General features: G+C 51.3%; 13 protein-coding genes and 3 pseudogenes. 11 read left to right on the top strand and 5 right to left on the bottom strand.

Annotation, left to right across the window (positions count from 1 at the left end; all coding sequences use genetic code 11):
• Positions 1 to 193: 193 nt before the first annotated feature.
• Together XI25_RS10385 and XI25_RS10380 are read right to left on the bottom strand one after the other, a co-directional pair.
• The gene (locus tag XI25_RS10385) at positions 194 to 1546 is read right to left on the bottom strand and encodes a sodium-dependent transporter (protein WP_046678520.1); all 1353 of its coding nucleotides are present in this window, start codon (positions 1544 to 1546) and stop codon (positions 194 to 196) included.
• Between the two features lie 298 nt (positions 1547 to 1844).
• Positions 1845 to 2798 carry a glycerophosphodiester phosphodiesterase family protein gene (locus tag XI25_RS10380; RefSeq protein ID WP_235439810.1) on the bottom strand — a complete coding sequence of 318 codons (954 nt, stop codon included), beginning with the start codon at positions 2796 to 2798 and terminating at the stop codon, positions 1845 to 1847.
• A 197-nt stretch (positions 2799 to 2995) separates the two neighbouring features.
• On the opposite strand from XI25_RS10380, the gene XI25_RS10375 reads away from it, so the two are divergent.
• The 4 genes and pseudogenes from XI25_RS10375 to XI25_RS10360 all read left to right on the top strand — a co-directional run bounded on the left by XI25_RS10375 (position 2996) and on the right by XI25_RS10360 (position 6296).
• Positions 2996 to 3688 carry an FHA domain-containing protein gene (locus XI25_RS10375; RefSeq protein ID WP_046678518.1) on the top strand — a complete coding sequence of 231 codons (693 nt, stop codon included), beginning with the start codon at positions 2996 to 2998 and terminating at the stop codon, positions 3686 to 3688.
• Positions 3689 to 3839: 151 nt separating this feature from the next.
• A complete protein-coding gene (locus XI25_RS10370) occupies positions 3840 to 4067 on the top strand; it encodes a FeoA family protein (RefSeq protein WP_046678517.1) in 228 nt (75 codons plus the stop codon).
• A pseudogene (gene feoB, locus XI25_RS10365) lies at positions 4064 to 6074 on the top strand (ferrous iron transport protein B). Before XI25_RS10370 ends, feoB begins: the two are co-directional and overlap by 4 nt.
• Positions 6075 to 6101: 27 nt before the next feature.
• Positions 6102 to 6296, top strand: a complete 195-nt coding sequence (locus XI25_RS10360) for a FeoB-associated Cys-rich membrane protein (RefSeq protein ID WP_046678516.1) — start codon at positions 6102 to 6104, stop codon at positions 6294 to 6296.
• A gap of 107 nt (positions 6297 to 6403) precedes the next feature.
• Here XI25_RS10360 and XI25_RS10355 read toward each other — a convergent pair whose 3' ends face one another.
• Positions 6404 to 6877 (bottom strand): GNAT family N-acetyltransferase, encoded by a 474-nt coding sequence (locus tag XI25_RS10355; RefSeq protein WP_046678515.1) that lies wholly within the window; start codon positions 6875 to 6877, stop codon positions 6404 to 6406.
• 193 nt (positions 6878 to 7070) lie between these two features.
• On the opposite strand from XI25_RS10355, the gene XI25_RS10350 reads away from it, so the two are divergent.
• The 7 genes from XI25_RS10350 (at position 7071) to XI25_RS10320 (ending at position 14051) form a co-directional block, all read left to right on the top strand.
• On the top strand, positions 7071 to 8483 hold the full coding sequence (locus XI25_RS10350) for a hypothetical protein (protein ID WP_046678514.1): 1413 nt from the start codon (positions 7071 to 7073) through the stop codon (positions 8481 to 8483).
• A 210-nt stretch (positions 8484 to 8693) separates the two neighbouring features.
• Positions 8694 to 10217: an MFS transporter gene (locus tag XI25_RS10345; RefSeq protein WP_046678513.1), complete on the top strand. Its 1524-nt coding sequence runs from the start codon at positions 8694 to 8696 to the stop codon at positions 10215 to 10217.
• A 141-nt stretch (positions 10218 to 10358) separates the two neighbouring features.
• Entirely contained in the window at positions 10359 to 11285 is a 927-nt protein-coding gene (locus XI25_RS10340; RefSeq protein ID WP_046678512.1) for an ABC transporter ATP-binding protein, read from the top strand.
• A 135-nt stretch (positions 11286 to 11420) separates the two neighbouring features.
• Complete coding sequence (locus tag XI25_RS32075) at positions 11421 to 12050, top strand: ABC transporter permease subunit (RefSeq protein WP_082112310.1); 630 nt, start codon at positions 11421 to 11423, stop codon at positions 12048 to 12050.
• A gap of 385 nt (positions 12051 to 12435) precedes the next feature.
• Positions 12436 to 12585, top strand: a complete 150-nt coding sequence (locus tag XI25_RS36815) for a helix-turn-helix domain-containing protein (RefSeq protein ID WP_442950375.1) — start codon at positions 12436 to 12438, stop codon at positions 12583 to 12585.
• 49 nt (positions 12586 to 12634) lie between these two features.
• Entirely contained in the window at positions 12635 to 12988 is a 354-nt protein-coding gene (locus tag XI25_RS36205) for an acyl-CoA-like ligand-binding transcription factor (protein WP_327204760.1), read from the top strand.
• A gap of 226 nt (positions 12989 to 13214) precedes the next feature.
• Positions 13215 to 14051, top strand: coding sequence for a YitT family protein (locus XI25_RS10320; RefSeq protein ID WP_046678509.1), 837 nt, complete (start codon positions 13215 to 13217; stop codon positions 14049 to 14051).
• 107 nt (positions 14052 to 14158) lie between these two features.
• Here XI25_RS10320 and XI25_RS10315 read toward each other — a convergent pair.
• Positions 14159 to 15165 (bottom strand): annotated as a pseudogene (locus XI25_RS10315) (FecCD family ABC transporter permease).
• Positions 15162 to 16173 (bottom strand): annotated as a pseudogene (locus XI25_RS10310) (FecCD family ABC transporter permease). Before XI25_RS10310 ends, XI25_RS10315 begins: the two co-directional pseudogenes overlap by 4 nt.
• Position 16174 lies beyond the last annotated feature (1 nt).

Here is a 16174-nt window from a genome sequence, read left to right as displayed (position 1 = left end):
AGCTGATGTCACCGAATTGGCGACATCAGCTTTTTTTAAGAGATAAGAAAGTATAAACTCCAAAGGTTTGCCTCCTTTATCTCGCAAGAAAAACTTCCGCTAAATGCGGTCTGTCTTCTGAGAAAGTACGTCGATAGACGTTTTTCTTATGATGCATGAATCCCTGGCCATGAGGCCAAAGTAATTTCCGTAATTAGAACGTGATTAAGCCCGATGTATGCAGCAGCACCAGCAGTACGAGAACCGGCGCAATGTAGCGCATCGTAAATATCCATACTTTAAGCCAGCGAGAGCTAAGGCCCGCTGCATCGGCTGCATTTTTCCAATAGTACCCTACGAAGATCGTGGTGGCCAAGCCGCCAATCGGGAGCAGGATGTTGGAGGCAATGAAATCGGCCCAGTCAAAGAAACCTTTTCCGCCCATGTTCGTCAGACCGGGAACCATTCCGAAAGACAGCACGGAAGGCAGGCCTACCAGGAAGATGAGCACGGAGACGATCAGCACCGCTTTGCCCCTGCCCAAGCGCCAGCGTTCCATGACGTAGGATATCGGCACTTCCAGTAGCGAGACGGTTGAGGTCAACGCAGCGAAGGACAGCAGGAGAAAGAACAGTCCCCCGAAGAAAGCGCCGAAAGGCATGGACGAGAAGGCGGCCGGAAGGGCGATAAAGACGAGCCTAGGACCCGCGTCCGGAGCGATGCCGAAGGATGCGGTCGTCGGAAAAATAATCAAGCCCGCGATAAACGCGTAGATCAGGTCCCCGGCCCCGATAGCCACTGCGGCCGATCCGAGCGACTGCCGCTTATCGACGTAAGCCCCGTAGGTAAGCAGGATGCCCATGCCGAGAGAAAGAGAGAAGAAGGCATGTCCCAAAGCAACGAGTGCCGCTTCCGCTGAAAGCTTGGAGAAATCCGGCTTAAGGAAGAACGATACGCCCTCGCCTGCCCCGGGCAGCGAAACTGCACGGAACATCAAAACGATCAGCAGGATCACGAGACCCGGTATAAGCACTTTGTTGAACTTTTCAATGCCGCCGGATACGCCCTTGACTACAACCAAAGCCGTAATCAAGATGGCTACGGCCTGCCACACAATAGGCATATACCCTCCGATGAAGGAGCCGAACTGCCCGCCGAAATCGGAATTGGAATAAAGCTGCCCGCTGAACGACAATACGGTGTAATGCAGCGTCCACCCCGCCACGATGATATAGAAGGACAGAATAATAAACGGCGCAATGACCTGAAGCAGCCCGAAGCCTTTAAACACTTTCGGCCCGCCGACCTTGGTATACGAGGTAGCTGCGCTGGCCCGGCTGGCACGCCCGATGGCAAGCTCGGCAAGCAGAACGGGAAGACCGATCAGGACCAGACATATAATAAACAGCAAGAAAAATGCGGCTCCGCCATGCTCCCCGGTAATATAGGGGAATTTCCACATATTCCCCAATCCGACCGAGCTGCCGATCGCAGCCAGGATAAATCCTGAAGAGGAGAAGCGATCCGATTTGCCGGCAGATGGAGCATTTTCATGTTGCAAATTCATAGTTAACCCCCATTTGATGAAAGTAAAGTTTCTTTATTATATTTCAAGTCGGCCAAGAAAGTCATGTACAAATTTTCACTATAAATGCAGATTCTATCTGCAGAAGCCTGAATTGACGTGAATTTTGGGAGTTTCAGAAAATTTTTGACCAGAAAGCTTCAACAATAAAAAGAAGTGACGGTGGGATGAAAAACCCGGCGATCTTGCGATAAATAAAGGCTGTGCCCGAATGTCTGTTCATCAGACACCAGGCACAGCCTTGTTGATTGTATGGAGATGATTTCTATGAAAAAGATATTTACGGGATCTTTTCTATTTTCAATGCCGGAGCGATCACGTCGATCCGATTCGTCCAAATGCCGCCGCTATAATGGTCGGGCAACCGCTCCAGGTCTTGGGCCGAATCAAACCCTTCCGACCAGTCGCCGTCTCCCGCTACCATAATGACCCTTGTATCGACGGCGTCCATGCGGTTCAAAAACTTATCGGGCCAGCCCCACAGCAGACGAGCGAATTTCTCCGGAATATGCAGCTGGGTATTGCGGCACACCGAGGGAACATATCCCGTCCAGCCCGCGCCCATGTAGGAAACGAGGCAGCTTTTCAAGGAAGCCTTGGACATGACCCGGATAGAGGGAAGCTTCTCTTTCAACATGCCGATAGGCTCGTCGCCGCCGTAAACCGTCAGCCGGGTTAAGCGTTCCTTTGGCAGGCTTGAGAGAACCTCCGCCAGCTGGACGCCCTCCCCGGGGTCGCTGCTCTTGATATGTATCAGAAAAGAGTTGTCCGGGAATGAGGAAAGGACCTCCTCCAGCGAGGGCATCAGCCCGATCCCCTTGCCCCGAAACGGGTGGGTCTTTCCCTGGTCGGCAGTATAGGCGTAGCCGATGTCTATGTTTTTCAGTTCGTCCATGGTATAATCCTGAACCATGCCTTTTGCGTTCGTTCTGCAATCCAAGGTCCAATCGTGGAACACGGCGAATTGTCCATCCTTCGTTGGTTTGATATCAAGCTCGACAATGTCGGCTCCGGCCTCAAAAGCCGCTTTCATGGAAGGAATGGTATTTTCCAGATAAGGATGCTCCGGCTCATAAATACGCGAGGCGGTGCAGGTGTCGCTTTCAATGCCTTCCATCGGGAAGGTCTGGCCTAAACCGCGATGCGCAAGAAGCAGCGGCTTGGCGGTGCGTTCTTTTGTAAAGAGCGAGGTATTGTTTACATAAATAAACACGAATAAAATGACAAAGAACAATATGGCTTTCTTCCATCTTTTTTTTACTTTTCACTTTCCGATCCCCCAGAGTCTGTATAAAATGAAACAATATAATAACCCCTACATTCGATCATATAGATTTACGGTTCTTACTCAATAGCCGGAGCATGACAATTGCATAATAAAGGCCTGACAATAACAGGCGAAGATAAATACATGGTACTGGAGGGAGAGTTATGGACCGGTCCTCCTATTTGGTGGTGGAGCGCGGATATCCGTACGAGCGGGGGGATGTCATTCCTCTGACGGGCTCGATAGTTCTAGGCAGAAAGGGACGGCAGTGGGATCCCGATATTTCTTTTGACAATGTGTTTGTATCGCGGAAGCATGCCGCCCTGTTTAATAAAAACGGACGTTATCACATTAAGGATTTGAACAGCAAGCATGGAACTTTTATCAATCAGGAACGGCTGGCCCCGAATGGGGAGGTTCCCCTTCAGCACGGCGATTCGATTGCCCTGGCCGGGGATATCATTGTTCTTTCGTATGCAATCCGTGGTCTGGAGGAAACGATGGATATTACTCCCCTGATCAAGCAAAGGGCTGCCGCTAAGGCGGCGGGCGCCATCAGGATGGATTCCAATAAGCAGCAGTTTGTTATTGATGGAGAGGCCTACGCTTTTTCGGAAAAAGAGTACAAGTGCTTGGAGCTGCTATACAGCTGCAAAGGGCAGTTTGTGTCCAAAGAGCAGCTGAAGTCGTGGGTCTGGCCCGAAAGAAGCTACGGGGACGGAGAGGTACCCGATGTCAGCGCCGAAGAGCTGAATGCGCTCATTTACCGGGTGAGAAAGAAGACGCGCCATATTCTGTCGATCGAGAGCATCCGGGGTAGAGGGTACATCCTGCAATCGGGCGATGAATATGTCTGAAATCCGTAAGATGATGTAGAGGGAAATTCTGGAATTATCAAGCTATTCTCATTATTTATATGTAATAATTATAATATAAATTCATTGCTAAGTGAGAACGGTTATCATATAATCCAATTAGATGATAACTATTCTCACTGAGGTGTTTAACGTGAAACTAAGCGATACGAATATAAGCGTGCCGGTGCGGATTGTGGACCTGGGCTGCAGCAATCAGTTGGTATGCAGGCGCCTTAACGATTTGGGAGTCGTTGAGGGATGTCTGGTATGCGTCAAGAAACGGCTGCCGTTCGGAGGTCCGATTACGCTTGAGGCTGACGGACAATGGATTGCGATCCGCCGCAAGGAAGCCCTTCAGATCGTTGTGGAAGCCGTATGAGCGGCATCGTTCTGGCAGGCAACCCGAATACCGGCAAAAGCTCGCTGTTTAACATCCTGACGGGTTCCTATGAATATGTGGGCAACTGGGCGGGCGTAACGGTCGAGAAGAAGGTCGGACACCTGAAGGACGGCAAAGGCCAGCTCATCGATCTTCCGGGGTTGTACTCCCTTAATCCTCTGTCGCAGGACGAGGAGGTTGCCTCCCGTTTTTTGCTGAACGAAACCTTCGATTCCATTCTCAACGTCGTGGATGCTTCGCAAATCGAGCGGAATTTAAATCTGACGATGCAGCTGCTGGAATACGGCAAGCCGGTTGTCGTCGCGATGAATATGATTGACGTGGCGAAGCAGCATGGTCTTGACCTGAATGCGAAAAGGTTGTCGGAGCTGCTGAAGGCGCCGGTCGTTCCGGTGGTGGCGCGAAGCGGCAAAGGCTGTGATGTTCTGCTCCATACCATTGCGGAGAGGGATCACGAGGTTCTTTATGAACCGTATCTGCTTCCTTACGGAGACCTGCTGGAAAAGGCGGCAGCCGAACTGATGTCCAGAATGCCGGATGATATGGTTTCCCCGCGCTGGATGGCGATTCAATTCCTGGAAGGGAATGCCGTCGTGCGTGCCGCGCTGGAAGAGTCCATGGATCCTGCATGGTTGAAGCAGCTCTACCAATCCACGGAGCTGGCCGTCAGGGAAGACTATGGGGTTAAGCGGCTGCCCCAATATATACGGCAAAAGCGCAGCAGCCACATCCGGGAGATTCTTGCAGAGTGCCTGGTCCGTTCGAAAGAAGGCCGCAGCACGCTGTCGGAGCGGATTGACCGGCTGGTTACGGACAAGTTTTTGGGCATACCGATTTTTTTTGGCGTTCATGTACCTGACGTTTAAGCTGACGTTCGAATGGGTCGGCAGTCCGTTGTCCGACCTGGTGGACGGATTCATTAACGGCCCGCTGCGGAATGGAACGGAATGGCTGCTGGATGGCATTGGCGCCACTTCTTTTATCAAGGCGATTGTATTTGACGGGATATTTGCCGGGGTCGGCGGAGTGCTTGTGTTTGTACCCCAAATTTTTATCCTGTTCCTGATTATTTCGTTTATCGAGGACTCCGGGTATATGGCCCGGATCGCCTCGGTTATGGACCGGCTGATGGAAGCGGTCGGTTTGAACGGCAAAGCATTTATTCCGATGATCATCGGTTTTGGCTGCAATGTGCCCGGCATCATGGCGGCACGGACGATCGAACAGCCGAAGGAACGTCTGCTGACGATTATCCTGACGCCGCTCATGTCATGCTCCGCCCGGCTGTCGGTGTACAGCTTGTTTGTCGGGATCTTTTTCAAATCGAATCAGGCGCTGATCGTGCTTTCCTTGTACGTTATGGGCATGGTCATAGCCCTGCTGCTCGCGAAGCTGTTCTCTTCAACCATCCTGAAGGGGCAGGAATCGATGTTTGTGGTGGAGCTGCCGCCTTACCGGATTCCGCAATGGAGAACGCTGGCCCGGAGCACGTGGGAGAAGGGGAAGGGCTTTATAAGAAAAGCCGGAACGTTCATTTTCGGCGGCTCCGTCATCATCTGGCTGTTGGGTTATGCCGGTCCGGGCGGATTTGACGTGCCGATGAACGAAAGTTTCCTGGCCCTGATCGGCGGAGCGATCGGCTATCTGCTGACACCGCTCGGCTTCGGCACATGGCAGGCAGGCGCGGCGCTCATTACGGGCTTTCTGGCCAAGGAAGTCGTCGTGTCCACGATGAATATCATTTATGCGGCACCGGACACGGAAGCTCTGCAAGGACTGCTGGCAGGTCACTTTACGGCCCTTCAAGCCTATTCCTTTATGGCGTTCATTCTGCTGTACGTGCCTTGCCTCGCCACGGTCGGGGTCATCCGGAAGGAAACGATGTCTGCCCGCTGGACCTGGTTTTCCATTCTGTATTCGCTGGTGATCGCTTACGGCATCTCGCTGGCGATCGTCGCCGTCGGAAGGGCTCTCGGTTTTCAATAAACGCATCCGTGAAAGGAAGTGACGACCATGCTGGCAAGCATTTTGATCGGTGCGCTGATCTTCGGGTATGCCGGGTGGACGCTGTTCTCTTATGTGAGAAAAACGAAAAAAGGAAAATGCGCCGGCTGTTCCATCGCCAAAACCTGCTCGTCGGCTTGCAGCGACGTGACCGGCCCCACCCCCGGGGGGCGTATTTCGGCTAAGGCGGATTTCGATCGGTAAAATGCAGCCTTATCCCCACAAGATTGGGGGAAATTGTTTATTTTCGTAAAAGAAAAAATCCCTCAGGTCACTCATGGACTTGAGGGATTTTCCATATGATCCGTCTTTCAATGGAGATCTTTGAGATACCATATATCGCATGAATAATGGCCGGTGTTTCCCAGGGGCTCGCTTAGTTTCACAAAGTTGTGCTTTTGATAAAAACGGTTTGCAGCCTCCATATTGCTTAAGGTCTCGAGGTAACACTGGTCATAATACGTTCGCGCAAACTCCAGCGCCGTATCCATGAGCTTGTGGGCGATACCCGTTCCCCTCGCCTCTTGCAGGCAGTACATCTTTTGCAGCTCGCAGACCCCCTTCAGCTTGCCCATGGGGCCGATGCCGCAGCCTCCTACAATCCTGCCGTTATGCTCGACAACCCAGTAATTGGCGTTGTGGGCTTTATAGACTTCGGATAAGGAACCGAGCTGGGGATCTTCCCATGCCAGGCCTGCCCGATCTGCACCATATTCTTTTAGGCAAGTTCTAATGAGGTCCTCAACGGCTTGGTTATCTTGTTCTTGAATCTCCCTTATGATCATATCTCTCACCGCCTTATGTACATCAGGTTTCCAACGACAATTTTAACATATTCCGGATCATTGTCGCGTCTCGCATGATAAGACTGATGATCCGAAAACGGCCGGGTTTCATTCACTATGCCTCCGAACCGATGCCCAGGCCCTGGCATACCATATAGCACCATTGGGGAGTAAGGGAAGGGTGTGGCTAGGGATGGGCATTCACTTGACGGCAATTCACTACGTGTATTTGGCGTTTATCGTGTTTATCATGGCGCTGCTGATCCGGCGCCGGGATACAACGATGATATGTGTGGCAGGCATATTCGCGCTGGGGATGCTGGCGACCGAAACGTTGGCTGGCTCGGTATCCGGCGTGTTCAATTCCTTTATTTATGCGACAAAAGAGCTTATGGGAACGATCATGATCATCTCCATCATCGTCGCGATGAGCCGGGTGTTAATCCGTACGGGCATCAACGAAACGATGGTGGCACCGCTGACCCGCTTCCTGCGCACCCCGGCGATGGCGTACTGGGGAATAGGGTTTATTATGCTGGCGACCTCCTTTTTCTTCTGGCCGTCGCCGGCGGTAGCATTGATCGGTGCCGTTCTGCTGCCGGTAGCGATCCGCCTCGGTCTGCCTGCGCTCGGGGCCGCAATGGCGATGAACCTGTTTGGACACGGCATCGCGCTGTCAGGCGATTACATCATTCAAGGCGCTCCGAAGCTAACGGCGGATGCCGCAGGCATCCCGGTCAGCAGCGTCATGGAGGCCAGCATGCCGCTGGTGGCGGTGATGGGCCTGGTGACGACCGTCACGGCGTTCTGGTTCATGCGCAGGGATATGAAGAACGGAACCTGGAGAGACGGCCTCATATCCGGGAAGAGTCCCGCTAGCGCTTTGTCAGGCGATGATGAGGACGATGTGCAGGCTGTAATGAGTTCCGGGGTGAGAAGGACGCTGGCTGTCGTCATTCCGCTGCTGTTTCTGGCGGACGTGGCCGCCATGTTCCTGCTGAAGCTGCAGGGCGGGGATGCGACGGCGCTTGTGGGCGGAACCGCCGTCTTGATTCTGATTGCCGTCACGCTGATGGCCCATCGCAACAAAGGTTTGGAAAAAGTGACGTCTTATCTGATTGACGGGTTTGTATTTGGTTTCAAGGTGTTTGGCCCCGTCATTCCGATAGCGGCTTTTTTCTACCTTGGCGATTCCGCCTTCGCCGACCTATTCGGCAAGGTGCTGCCGGAAGCGTCGCACGGCATCGTCAACGACCTTGGGGTCGCCCTGGCCGGCAGCGTGCCGCTGAATGGCGCGGTCGGGGCGGTGACGCTCACGGTGACCGGCGCGATTACCGGTCTGGACGGATCGGGGTTTTCCGGCATTTCGCTGGCGGGGTCCATCGCGCAGCTGTTTGCCGCTGCCACGAACTCCGGGGCCGCCACGCTAACGGCGCTTGGGCAGGTAGCCGGGATTTGGGTCGGCGGCGGGACGCTCATTCCCTGGGCGCTCATACCGGCTGCGGCCATTTGCGGCGTCAGCCCCTTCGAGCTGGCGCGCAGGAACCTGAAGCCGGTCATGATCGGTTTGGCCGCGACGACGGCGGTTGCCATTTTTCTTGTATAAGTCAGGGTTCTGCCCGGGATGTTTTCCCGGGTTTTTTTGCGTTGTTCGGGCGATGCATGACTGAAGAGAGTAACCTTGTCGATTTCCGCACGGATGGGAGGATGGCCTCTTTAGATGCTTCAAATAACCAGAAATTAGGCAAGAATAATTTGACAGTGACTATCAAATGAAATAAACTCTCATTATTAATAGTGAAAGGTGGTAACTCCCATGACTAATAAAGGAAATCGGAGATGGTGGGTGCTGGGTGCTCTTGCAGTGGGAATCATTGCCGTCGGACTGGATATGACCATTCTTAACCTCGCCCTGCCCGTTCTTGCTACGGATTTGCATGCAACGAATGGGGATCTGCAGTGGTTTGCGGATGCGTATAACCTTATATTTGCTGCAATGCTTTTGCCGGCAGGTTTGTTAGGGGATCAATTGGGACGAAAGAAGATGCTTCTTATTGGCTTGATTGTGTTTGGTGCTGCTTCTGCAGTATGTGCTTATGCTAGTTCATCCTGGGAGCTGATTGCCGGACGCGCAGTTCTGGGACTAGGTGCCGCATTCTTGGTACCATTGTCAATGTCGATCATACCGGTGTTGTTCTCTGAGGAAGAGCGTCCAAAAGCAATAGGGGTATGGATGATGGCGAACGCGCTCGGTATTCCGCTAGGTCCGGTTGTGGGGGGCTGGTTGCTGAATAACTATTGGTGGGGTTCCGTTTTCCTTATCAATATCCCACTAGTCGTCATTGCCTTAATCGCCGTTTCTATCTTGTTGCCAGAAACGCGCAGCGAAGATAAACAAAAAGTGGATACGATAGGGATTCTTGCTTCGAGCCTTGGATTGGTCAGCTTGACATACGGCGTAATTGAAGTTGGCGAAAAAGGCTGGGGAGACGTTACAGCCTTATCTACAATGATTGGCGGGATATTGTGCTTAGTAATTTTCATGTTGTGGGAAACACGTGTCAAGCAGCCGCTTATTGATCCATCTTTATTTCGCTCATCTAAATTTACATGGGGTTCAATATTGGCTACTGTCATATCCTTTGCCATGTTTGGGGTGTTATTCGTTACACCGCAATATTTCCAAGCCGTTCAAGGGGTTGATGCGTTAGATTCGGGATTACGCCTATTGCCATTAGTTTTTGGCCTTCTGTTTGGAGCCCCTATATCCGATAGACTTCAATCGAAGTTTGGTACTCGGGCTACCATGGCGCTTGGTTTCTTAATCCTGTCTGCCGGTTTAGCGATCGGAGCCAATACAGGCGTAGATAGCGGATACGGTTTTGCTTCAATATGGGTTACTGTAGTAGGTTTGGGGATTGGCTTGGCCTTGCCTGCAGCAATGGACGTCGCGATGTCAGCGCTGTCGGCGGAACGCAGCGGTGTAGGTTCAGCCTTAATTATGTCCTTCCGGCAAGTGGGAGGGACAATGGGAGTTGCTATATTAGGAACCGTTCTCAGCACGTATTATCGGGATCATCTTGATTTGAGCGGTTTGCCGGGAGATATTGCAGAAGTCGTGCAGCGCAGCGTATCCGCTGGAGCGGACGTGGCACAGAAAATTGACTCGCCAGCTCTATTGCACTCAGTACGCGCTTCCTTCGTTGCCGGAATGGAGGTGATGCTGTGGGTATGCGGAGGAGTCGCGGTTCTGGGACTTCTGCTAACAGTGATCTTTATTCAAAAGAAGACAATTTCCAACAGAGCACCAGAGATTAATCAAAATGTGACTGGGGAATAAGCAAGTTTCTTGTTGAATCCGCTCTACTTCGAAGGCGGAGGTTCAACCTTTTGTTTGCGAAATTGGGGAGGGAGCGCAGTGATAGGATCACGTTTCTCTCCTCAGAATGTAAAGAGAAAATCACTAATAAGGTGGTGTACTATGTCGGCCATTCTTCTCCGGAATTTGAATAAAACTTATAGCGGCAAGCGTGGTGTGATTGATCTGAATCTAAAGGTAGAGCGAGGCGAAATCTTTGGATTTATCGGCCCTAACGGGGCTGGCAAATCCACTACGATCCGACTGCTATTGCAATTGATTGCCCCTACTTCAGGAGAGATATTTATTTTGGGACAACGCGTCAAGGGCGACGACCCGCGACTGCGCCAAAAAATAGGCTATCTCCCCTCCGAGGTTCGGCTTTATCCAGATATGACAGGCAATCAAGTTTTGAACTTCGCGGCAAACGTACATGGAGTGAACTTAAAACAATCGCCGCTTCATGATTATGCAGAAAGACTTCAATGGAACGGGAATCAGAAAATCAAATCCTATTCATTGGGAAATCGAAAGAAACTCGGCATTCTTCTTGCGCTTATCCATAATCCGGAATTATTGATTCTAGATGAACCAACCTCGGGATTGGATCCGCTCGTGCAGCAGCAATTTTTCCAGATACTCCGAGAATGGAATGAACTAAAAGGAACAACCGTGTTTTTTTCGACTCACATCCTGACTGAAGTTGAAAAATTATGCGACCATGTTGCCATTATCCGAGACGGACGCTTAAACCAAGTCTCAACGGTAGCAGAGATTTCCGCTGCGGGCGATCATTTCATCGAGGTTTCTTTTTCTGAAACAGATGAACGCGGTCAACTGCAGGAACTATATAAAATGGATCCGAGTACAAAATGTGAAAACGGCATTTACCGATTCCGTGTTCAAGATAAGGAACTTCGTTCTCTTCTAGCCGTACTGTCCAAAATGCCGGTTAAGGATTTGAGCGTGCGGAGAACGTCGCTTGAGGAAAAATTCATGAGCGAGTATGTTTCTGGAGTTAATGGGTCAGATGGGGGGGCTCGGACATGAATAAAATGATGCGTTACGAGATGAACCAAAATAAAAGAAGCTTCTGGATTGCTTTATCAGTCGTAGGGCTTCTTCAAGCCATCCCCGCGGCAGCCTCCAAGTCATATTTGGAGAGCGTGAAGAAAAAAATGCAGGATGGGCGATTGGAAAACTACTCCGAAAACCTCACTACTTTTGAAGGATGGGTATCCGGACAGCCATTCACGTTTTTTTTTACTTCTCCTTGGCTTTTTCTCCATGAGCTGGGCAATTGGCTCCATTGTCAAAGAGCGAGATCGTCTTACCGCAGAGTTCTTATTTACGCTTCCGTATAGCCGAACCTCTATTTTTTGGGCTAAATGGCTCGCGCATATTTGTCAAGTGATTGCCGTTGCTGTTGTATCGGCAGGAATTGTCTTGTTGATAGGGAATTTTATCGGCATGCTGAATGCACCTTGGGCAGTAACGAACGTTATGTTGGCAGGATTATTGACCTCACTAGCATTTATGGGAATCGGATTTGCATTATCTCCATGGCTGAACTCTGAACGCGGAGCTTTGTCGATTGGGATTGGAATCGTGTCCATTATGTTTTTATATAATATAATCGCTGGCCTGAATGATAGTTTTATGTGGATGGCAAAGGCTAACTTGTTTAATTTGTTTGATGCAGCAGCCATTAGTGGGGGAGAGGGGCTGCCTATGGCATCAGTGTTCGGCGCATTGGGGCTGCTTGCAGCGGGGAGCTGTGCAGGATGGGCCGGTATTGTTCAAAGGGACTTGTGATATTCGCGGTAAAAAAAATAAAAAAAAACAGCGATGATACAAGATCAGTTGAATGATCATCGTTGAGTGCGCTAACTTCTCATCATTTCATAATCGTGCTAAACTTACCTATGATTGATTATCGGGTAGCATGTGGGGACACGTTGGCACGCTACATAACAGCTGATGATCGTCGATTTCGAAATGATTCATAGTGCTCGATTCCTATATGTTCCTTTGTGAGGGATAGCTTGCGTTTGGATTCGCTATAAACGTATCTTGTTGAGACGGTTCATGGGATCGAAAAAATGGAGTTCGAGCAAAAATGCCATTGGGGAGTGAGCAGGGTGTCAGCAGATAACCAAAAAAACCATTGGGTTGCGAGAACGCAAAAAAAGCCAAAACCATGGCGGCAGTTCAAATGCATGCCTTACGTCTATTTAAAGAACTAGGCTATCACGAAACTACCGTCGAACAAATTGCCGAGGCTGCGGAAATATCTCCAAGTACTTTTTTTTCGATATTTTTCAACCAAAGAAGAGGTAGTCATTACTGATAATTACGATTCCTTTCTTATCGCTGCTTTCGAAGCTCAACCTTCAGATTTGAGTCCGATTCAAGCTGTCCGTCAAGCGATGATCTCGGGAGTGGAAGAACTGTCGGACGGTGAGCTGGCTACGGTGCGGGAACGAGATCAACTGATTATGAGCATTCCCGAGCTCAGGGCGGCAACCTTGAAAAACATGACCGGGACGATGAAGTTGATTGCGGAGATGGTGGCTAAGCGTATCGGCTGTTCGCCGGACGATATGGCGGTTCGTACTTTTGCGGGGGCGGTCATCGGCGTGAACATTTCAGTCATGCTGCATTATGCAGAGCATCCGGATGCTGACTTCAAGCAATTGTTGGATACGGCCTTAGGCCAACTGGAGGCAGGCCTGCCATTGCCGGGAGAGTAACATACACGATGTGATTTTCCTGCATCCGTTTCAAAACGTAATTTTGAAAAACACTTTGTTATGTACATTATTATGGAGCGCCAGCAGATTGCCTGGTGCTTTTTTTTCATTAGACCGCATACCGGACTCCCTTTTTTTGATAAAATAGATGGAGTTGCGCGTTTCTGGTTTGCGCGTTCGATGAGTTGGAACGAAAACAACAAGGCTTACGGGAAAGGACCACATTATGAAAAAACGTTGTATCGACATTCTTGTCATCATGGCGGGAGCATTCATTTTTGCGCTGGCCATCAATCTGTTCGTCATTCCGAACGAACTCGGCGAAGGCGGGGTTACGGGGGTAACCATCATTCTGTATTACATGTTTGAATGGTCTCCGGGGCTCATGAGCTTTATTCTGAACGCTATTCTATTAATCGTGGGTTATAGATTTCTGGATAAAAATACGGTCATATATACGATTATCGCCGTCGTGTTCAACTCGTTATTCCTGCATTTGACGCATGATTGGCGTATTGATTCCAATGAACTGATCATTAACGCCATATTCGGGGGAATCTTCACGGGCGTAGGGATCGGATTGATCATCCGGGTCGGCGGAACGACGGCAGGAACGACGATTTTAGCCCGAATTATGAATAAGTTCCTGGATTGGAACGTGAGCTATGCGTTGTTGTTCTTTGACCTGATCGTTGCGTTCTCCTCCTATTTCATCATTGGCGCGGAGAGTCTGATGTTTACCATTGTGATGCTCTATATCGGGACGAAGGTCATGGACTTTATTATTGAAGGCATCAATCCGAAAAAGGCGGTTACGATCATTTCCAAAGATTATGATAAAATCGCTGAACAGGTGAATGTCGTTATGGACCGGGGCGTTACGGTTTTGCATGGGCATGGGCATTATACGAAGCTGCCGAAGGAAATTTTGTATATTGTCATCAGCAAGCAGGAAGTGAGCGCGCTCAAAAAAATCGTAAAGGCGCTTGATAAAGACGCCTTCATTACGATTCATGATGTGCGCGACGTGTTCGGCGAAGGGTTCGTAGATATCTCGAAATAAGCAAGGCTCGCCGCCAATCAGGTCGGCCCTTGGTAAAGCCGCAGAAAAAAATCCCTTGAGCGTCAGGCTCAAGGGATTTTCGACTTTTTTTGGACACCGCCGTCAATCTATTTCTTAAGCAGCAAATACATAAAGTAAGGTGCGCCGATCAGCGCGACCATGATACCGGCGGCGATGCCGTCCGGATCGACCAGATTTCGGCCGATCGTATCGGCAAGGAGAAGCAGCCAACCGCCGGTCAGGATGGCAACCGGGATAAACATTTGATGGCGCGGGCCCACCATCGCTTTGGCGATGTGGGGGGCCATCAGCCCGATAAAGGCAATGCCGCCGGTGACGGATACCGCCGAAGCTGCAAGAGCGACGGCGCGAGCAGCAGGGTGAGCCGTTCTTTTTCTATGGAAATGCCGACGCCTACCGCAACGGGCTCGCTCAGGGTGAGCACGTTAAGCCTGTTCGCTTTATACAGCGTAAATGGAATCAGTACCGCAAGCCAAGGAACAACCGCCCAGATAAACGGCCAGTCGGCCCCCCATATATTGCCCGCGATCCATTTGGCGATAAAGTCGACTTTGGCGCGTTCGGCCGAGGAAACGATGATGATCATCACCCCTGACAACGCCATCGAGAAGCCGATACCGATCAAAACGAGCCTGATCGGCTGCATACCGGAGATCCGGCTGTAGGCAAAAGCATAGATCAGGCATGCCGTCGCCAACGCGCCGAGAAACGCGACGAAGGGAAGCATGTACACAAAAGATCCAGCCTCGATCGGGAAAAATAAAAAGAATACGGTTATGGCTACGCCGGCGCCGGAGTTGATGCCGACAATGCCGGGATCCGCCAAATCATTGCGGGTGATGCCTTGCAGAATCGAGCCCGATAAGGCAAGCGCCATTCCGGCAAGCAGGGTAATCAGCATCCGGGGCAGCCGGACGCTGAAGAGGACGAAGTCCTCTTTGAACGTTCCTTGGCCGAATAGAGTAGGAATGAGCCGGTCGTACGAAAGGGAGGAATATCCCATCCCCATGCCGATCACCGCCGTGATCAGGATAAGCACGAACAGCAGGCCTACCATCAGCCGTTGTTTTTTGACAAGAACCGGGTGGATCATGAGAAGGCCTTCCCTCCTTTCCGTACGATGATCAGGAAGAAGGGCAAACCGAGCATCGCGACGATGGCCGCCACAGGCGTCTCATACGGGGCGTTAATCGTCCGTCCCAGCGTATCGGCGAACAGCATAAAGGCGGCGCCGATGATTCCGGACATCGGAATGACAAACCGGTAGTCCGTGCCGACAATGGCCCGAACGATATGGGGGATCATCAGCCCGATAAAGGCCATGTTCCCGACGAGGGCGACCGAAGCCCCGGCAAGAAGAATAATCACGATGAACAAGGCCGCTTTGATCTGCGTCGTTTTTTTGTCCAAGCCCTACGGCTACTTCTTCGCTCATGCTAAGGATCGTGAGCTGCCTTGCGAGGAGGAGCGCTATCGCAAGGCCGACGGCGATAAACGGAACGATGGTCTGAAGCTGGCTCCAGGAGGTGCCGACCATGCCGCCGGCCGTCCACATGGAGACATCCTTGGAAATTTTAAAATAAATGCCGACGCCTTCCGCGAAGGCATGCAGGAACGCCGAGACGGCCGCGCCCGCCAATACGAGGCGAAGGGGAGAGAAGCCCCCCTTTTTCAAGTTGCCGATGCCGAATACCATCAGTGCTCCCGCGGTCGCTCCGATAAAGCACGAGACCATGATGCCGAAGTAGTTGGCTCCCGGGATCCAGGCTATGGTTACCGCGAGCGCGGCATTGGCTCCGGACGTTAGCCCCAGCAGACCCGGGTCGGCGAGCGGATTGCGCGTCATGCCTTGCATGATGGCCCCGGATACGGCGAGTGCCGCGCCTACAACGATAGCGGCGGTTTCGCGCGGCAGCCGGATCTCCCGGATCATGGACAGCTTATCGCCGGCTGTACTCGATGTCAGGGCAAGCCATACCTCCCGCAGGGAGGTATCGGCCGCCCCGAGCAGCATGGCGGCAAGGAACATGGCGGCAAATACCAGGACGCCGCCGATCAGTTTAAAGATAAAGGGAATGGAACGTTTCGCGTTTGTATTCATG

It is taken from the genome of Paenibacillus sp. DMB20, assembly GCF_000987955.1.
Lineage (GTDB): Bacteria > Bacillota > Bacilli > Paenibacillales > Paenibacillaceae > Paenibacillus_AQ.
The sequence above is the reverse complement of the archived record's forward strand: the minus strand, read 5'-3'. Positions and strand labels throughout refer to the sequence as shown.

Bases quoted from the DNA above. Each gene is read 5' to 3' on its own strand.
- XI25_RS10385 (WP_046678520.1), bottom strand. From the start codon at position 1,546: ATGAATTTGCAACATGAAAATGCTCCATCTGCCGGCAAATCGGATCGC.
- XI25_RS10375 (WP_046678518.1), top strand. From the start codon at position 2,996: ATGGACCGGTCCTCCTATTTGGTGGTGGAGCGCGGATATCCGTACGAG.
- XI25_RS10360 (WP_046678516.1), top strand. From the start codon at position 6,102: ATGCTGGCAAGCATTTTGATCGGTGCGCTGATCTTCGGGTATGCCGGG.
- XI25_RS10355 (WP_046678515.1), bottom strand. From the start codon at position 6,877: ATGATCATAAGGGAGATTCAAGAACAAGATAACCAAGCCGTTGAGGAC.
- XI25_RS10350 (WP_046678514.1), top strand. From the start codon at position 7,071: ATGGGCATTCACTTGACGGCAATTCACTACGTGTATTTGGCGTTTATC.
- XI25_RS10345 (WP_046678513.1), top strand. From the start codon at position 8,694: ATGACTAATAAAGGAAATCGGAGATGGTGGGTGCTGGGTGCTCTTGCA.
- XI25_RS10340 (WP_046678512.1), top strand. From the start codon at position 10,359: ATGTCGGCCATTCTTCTCCGGAATTTGAATAAAACTTATAGCGGCAAG.
- XI25_RS32075 (WP_082112310.1), top strand. From the start codon at position 11,421: ATGGGCGATTGGAAAACTACTCCGAAAACCTCACTACTTTTGAAGGAT.
- XI25_RS36815 (WP_442950375.1), top strand. From the start codon at position 12,436: ATGGCGGCAGTTCAAATGCATGCCTTACGTCTATTTAAAGAACTAGGC.
- XI25_RS10320 (WP_046678509.1), top strand. From the start codon at position 13,215: ATGAAAAAACGTTGTATCGACATTCTTGTCATCATGGCGGGAGCATTC.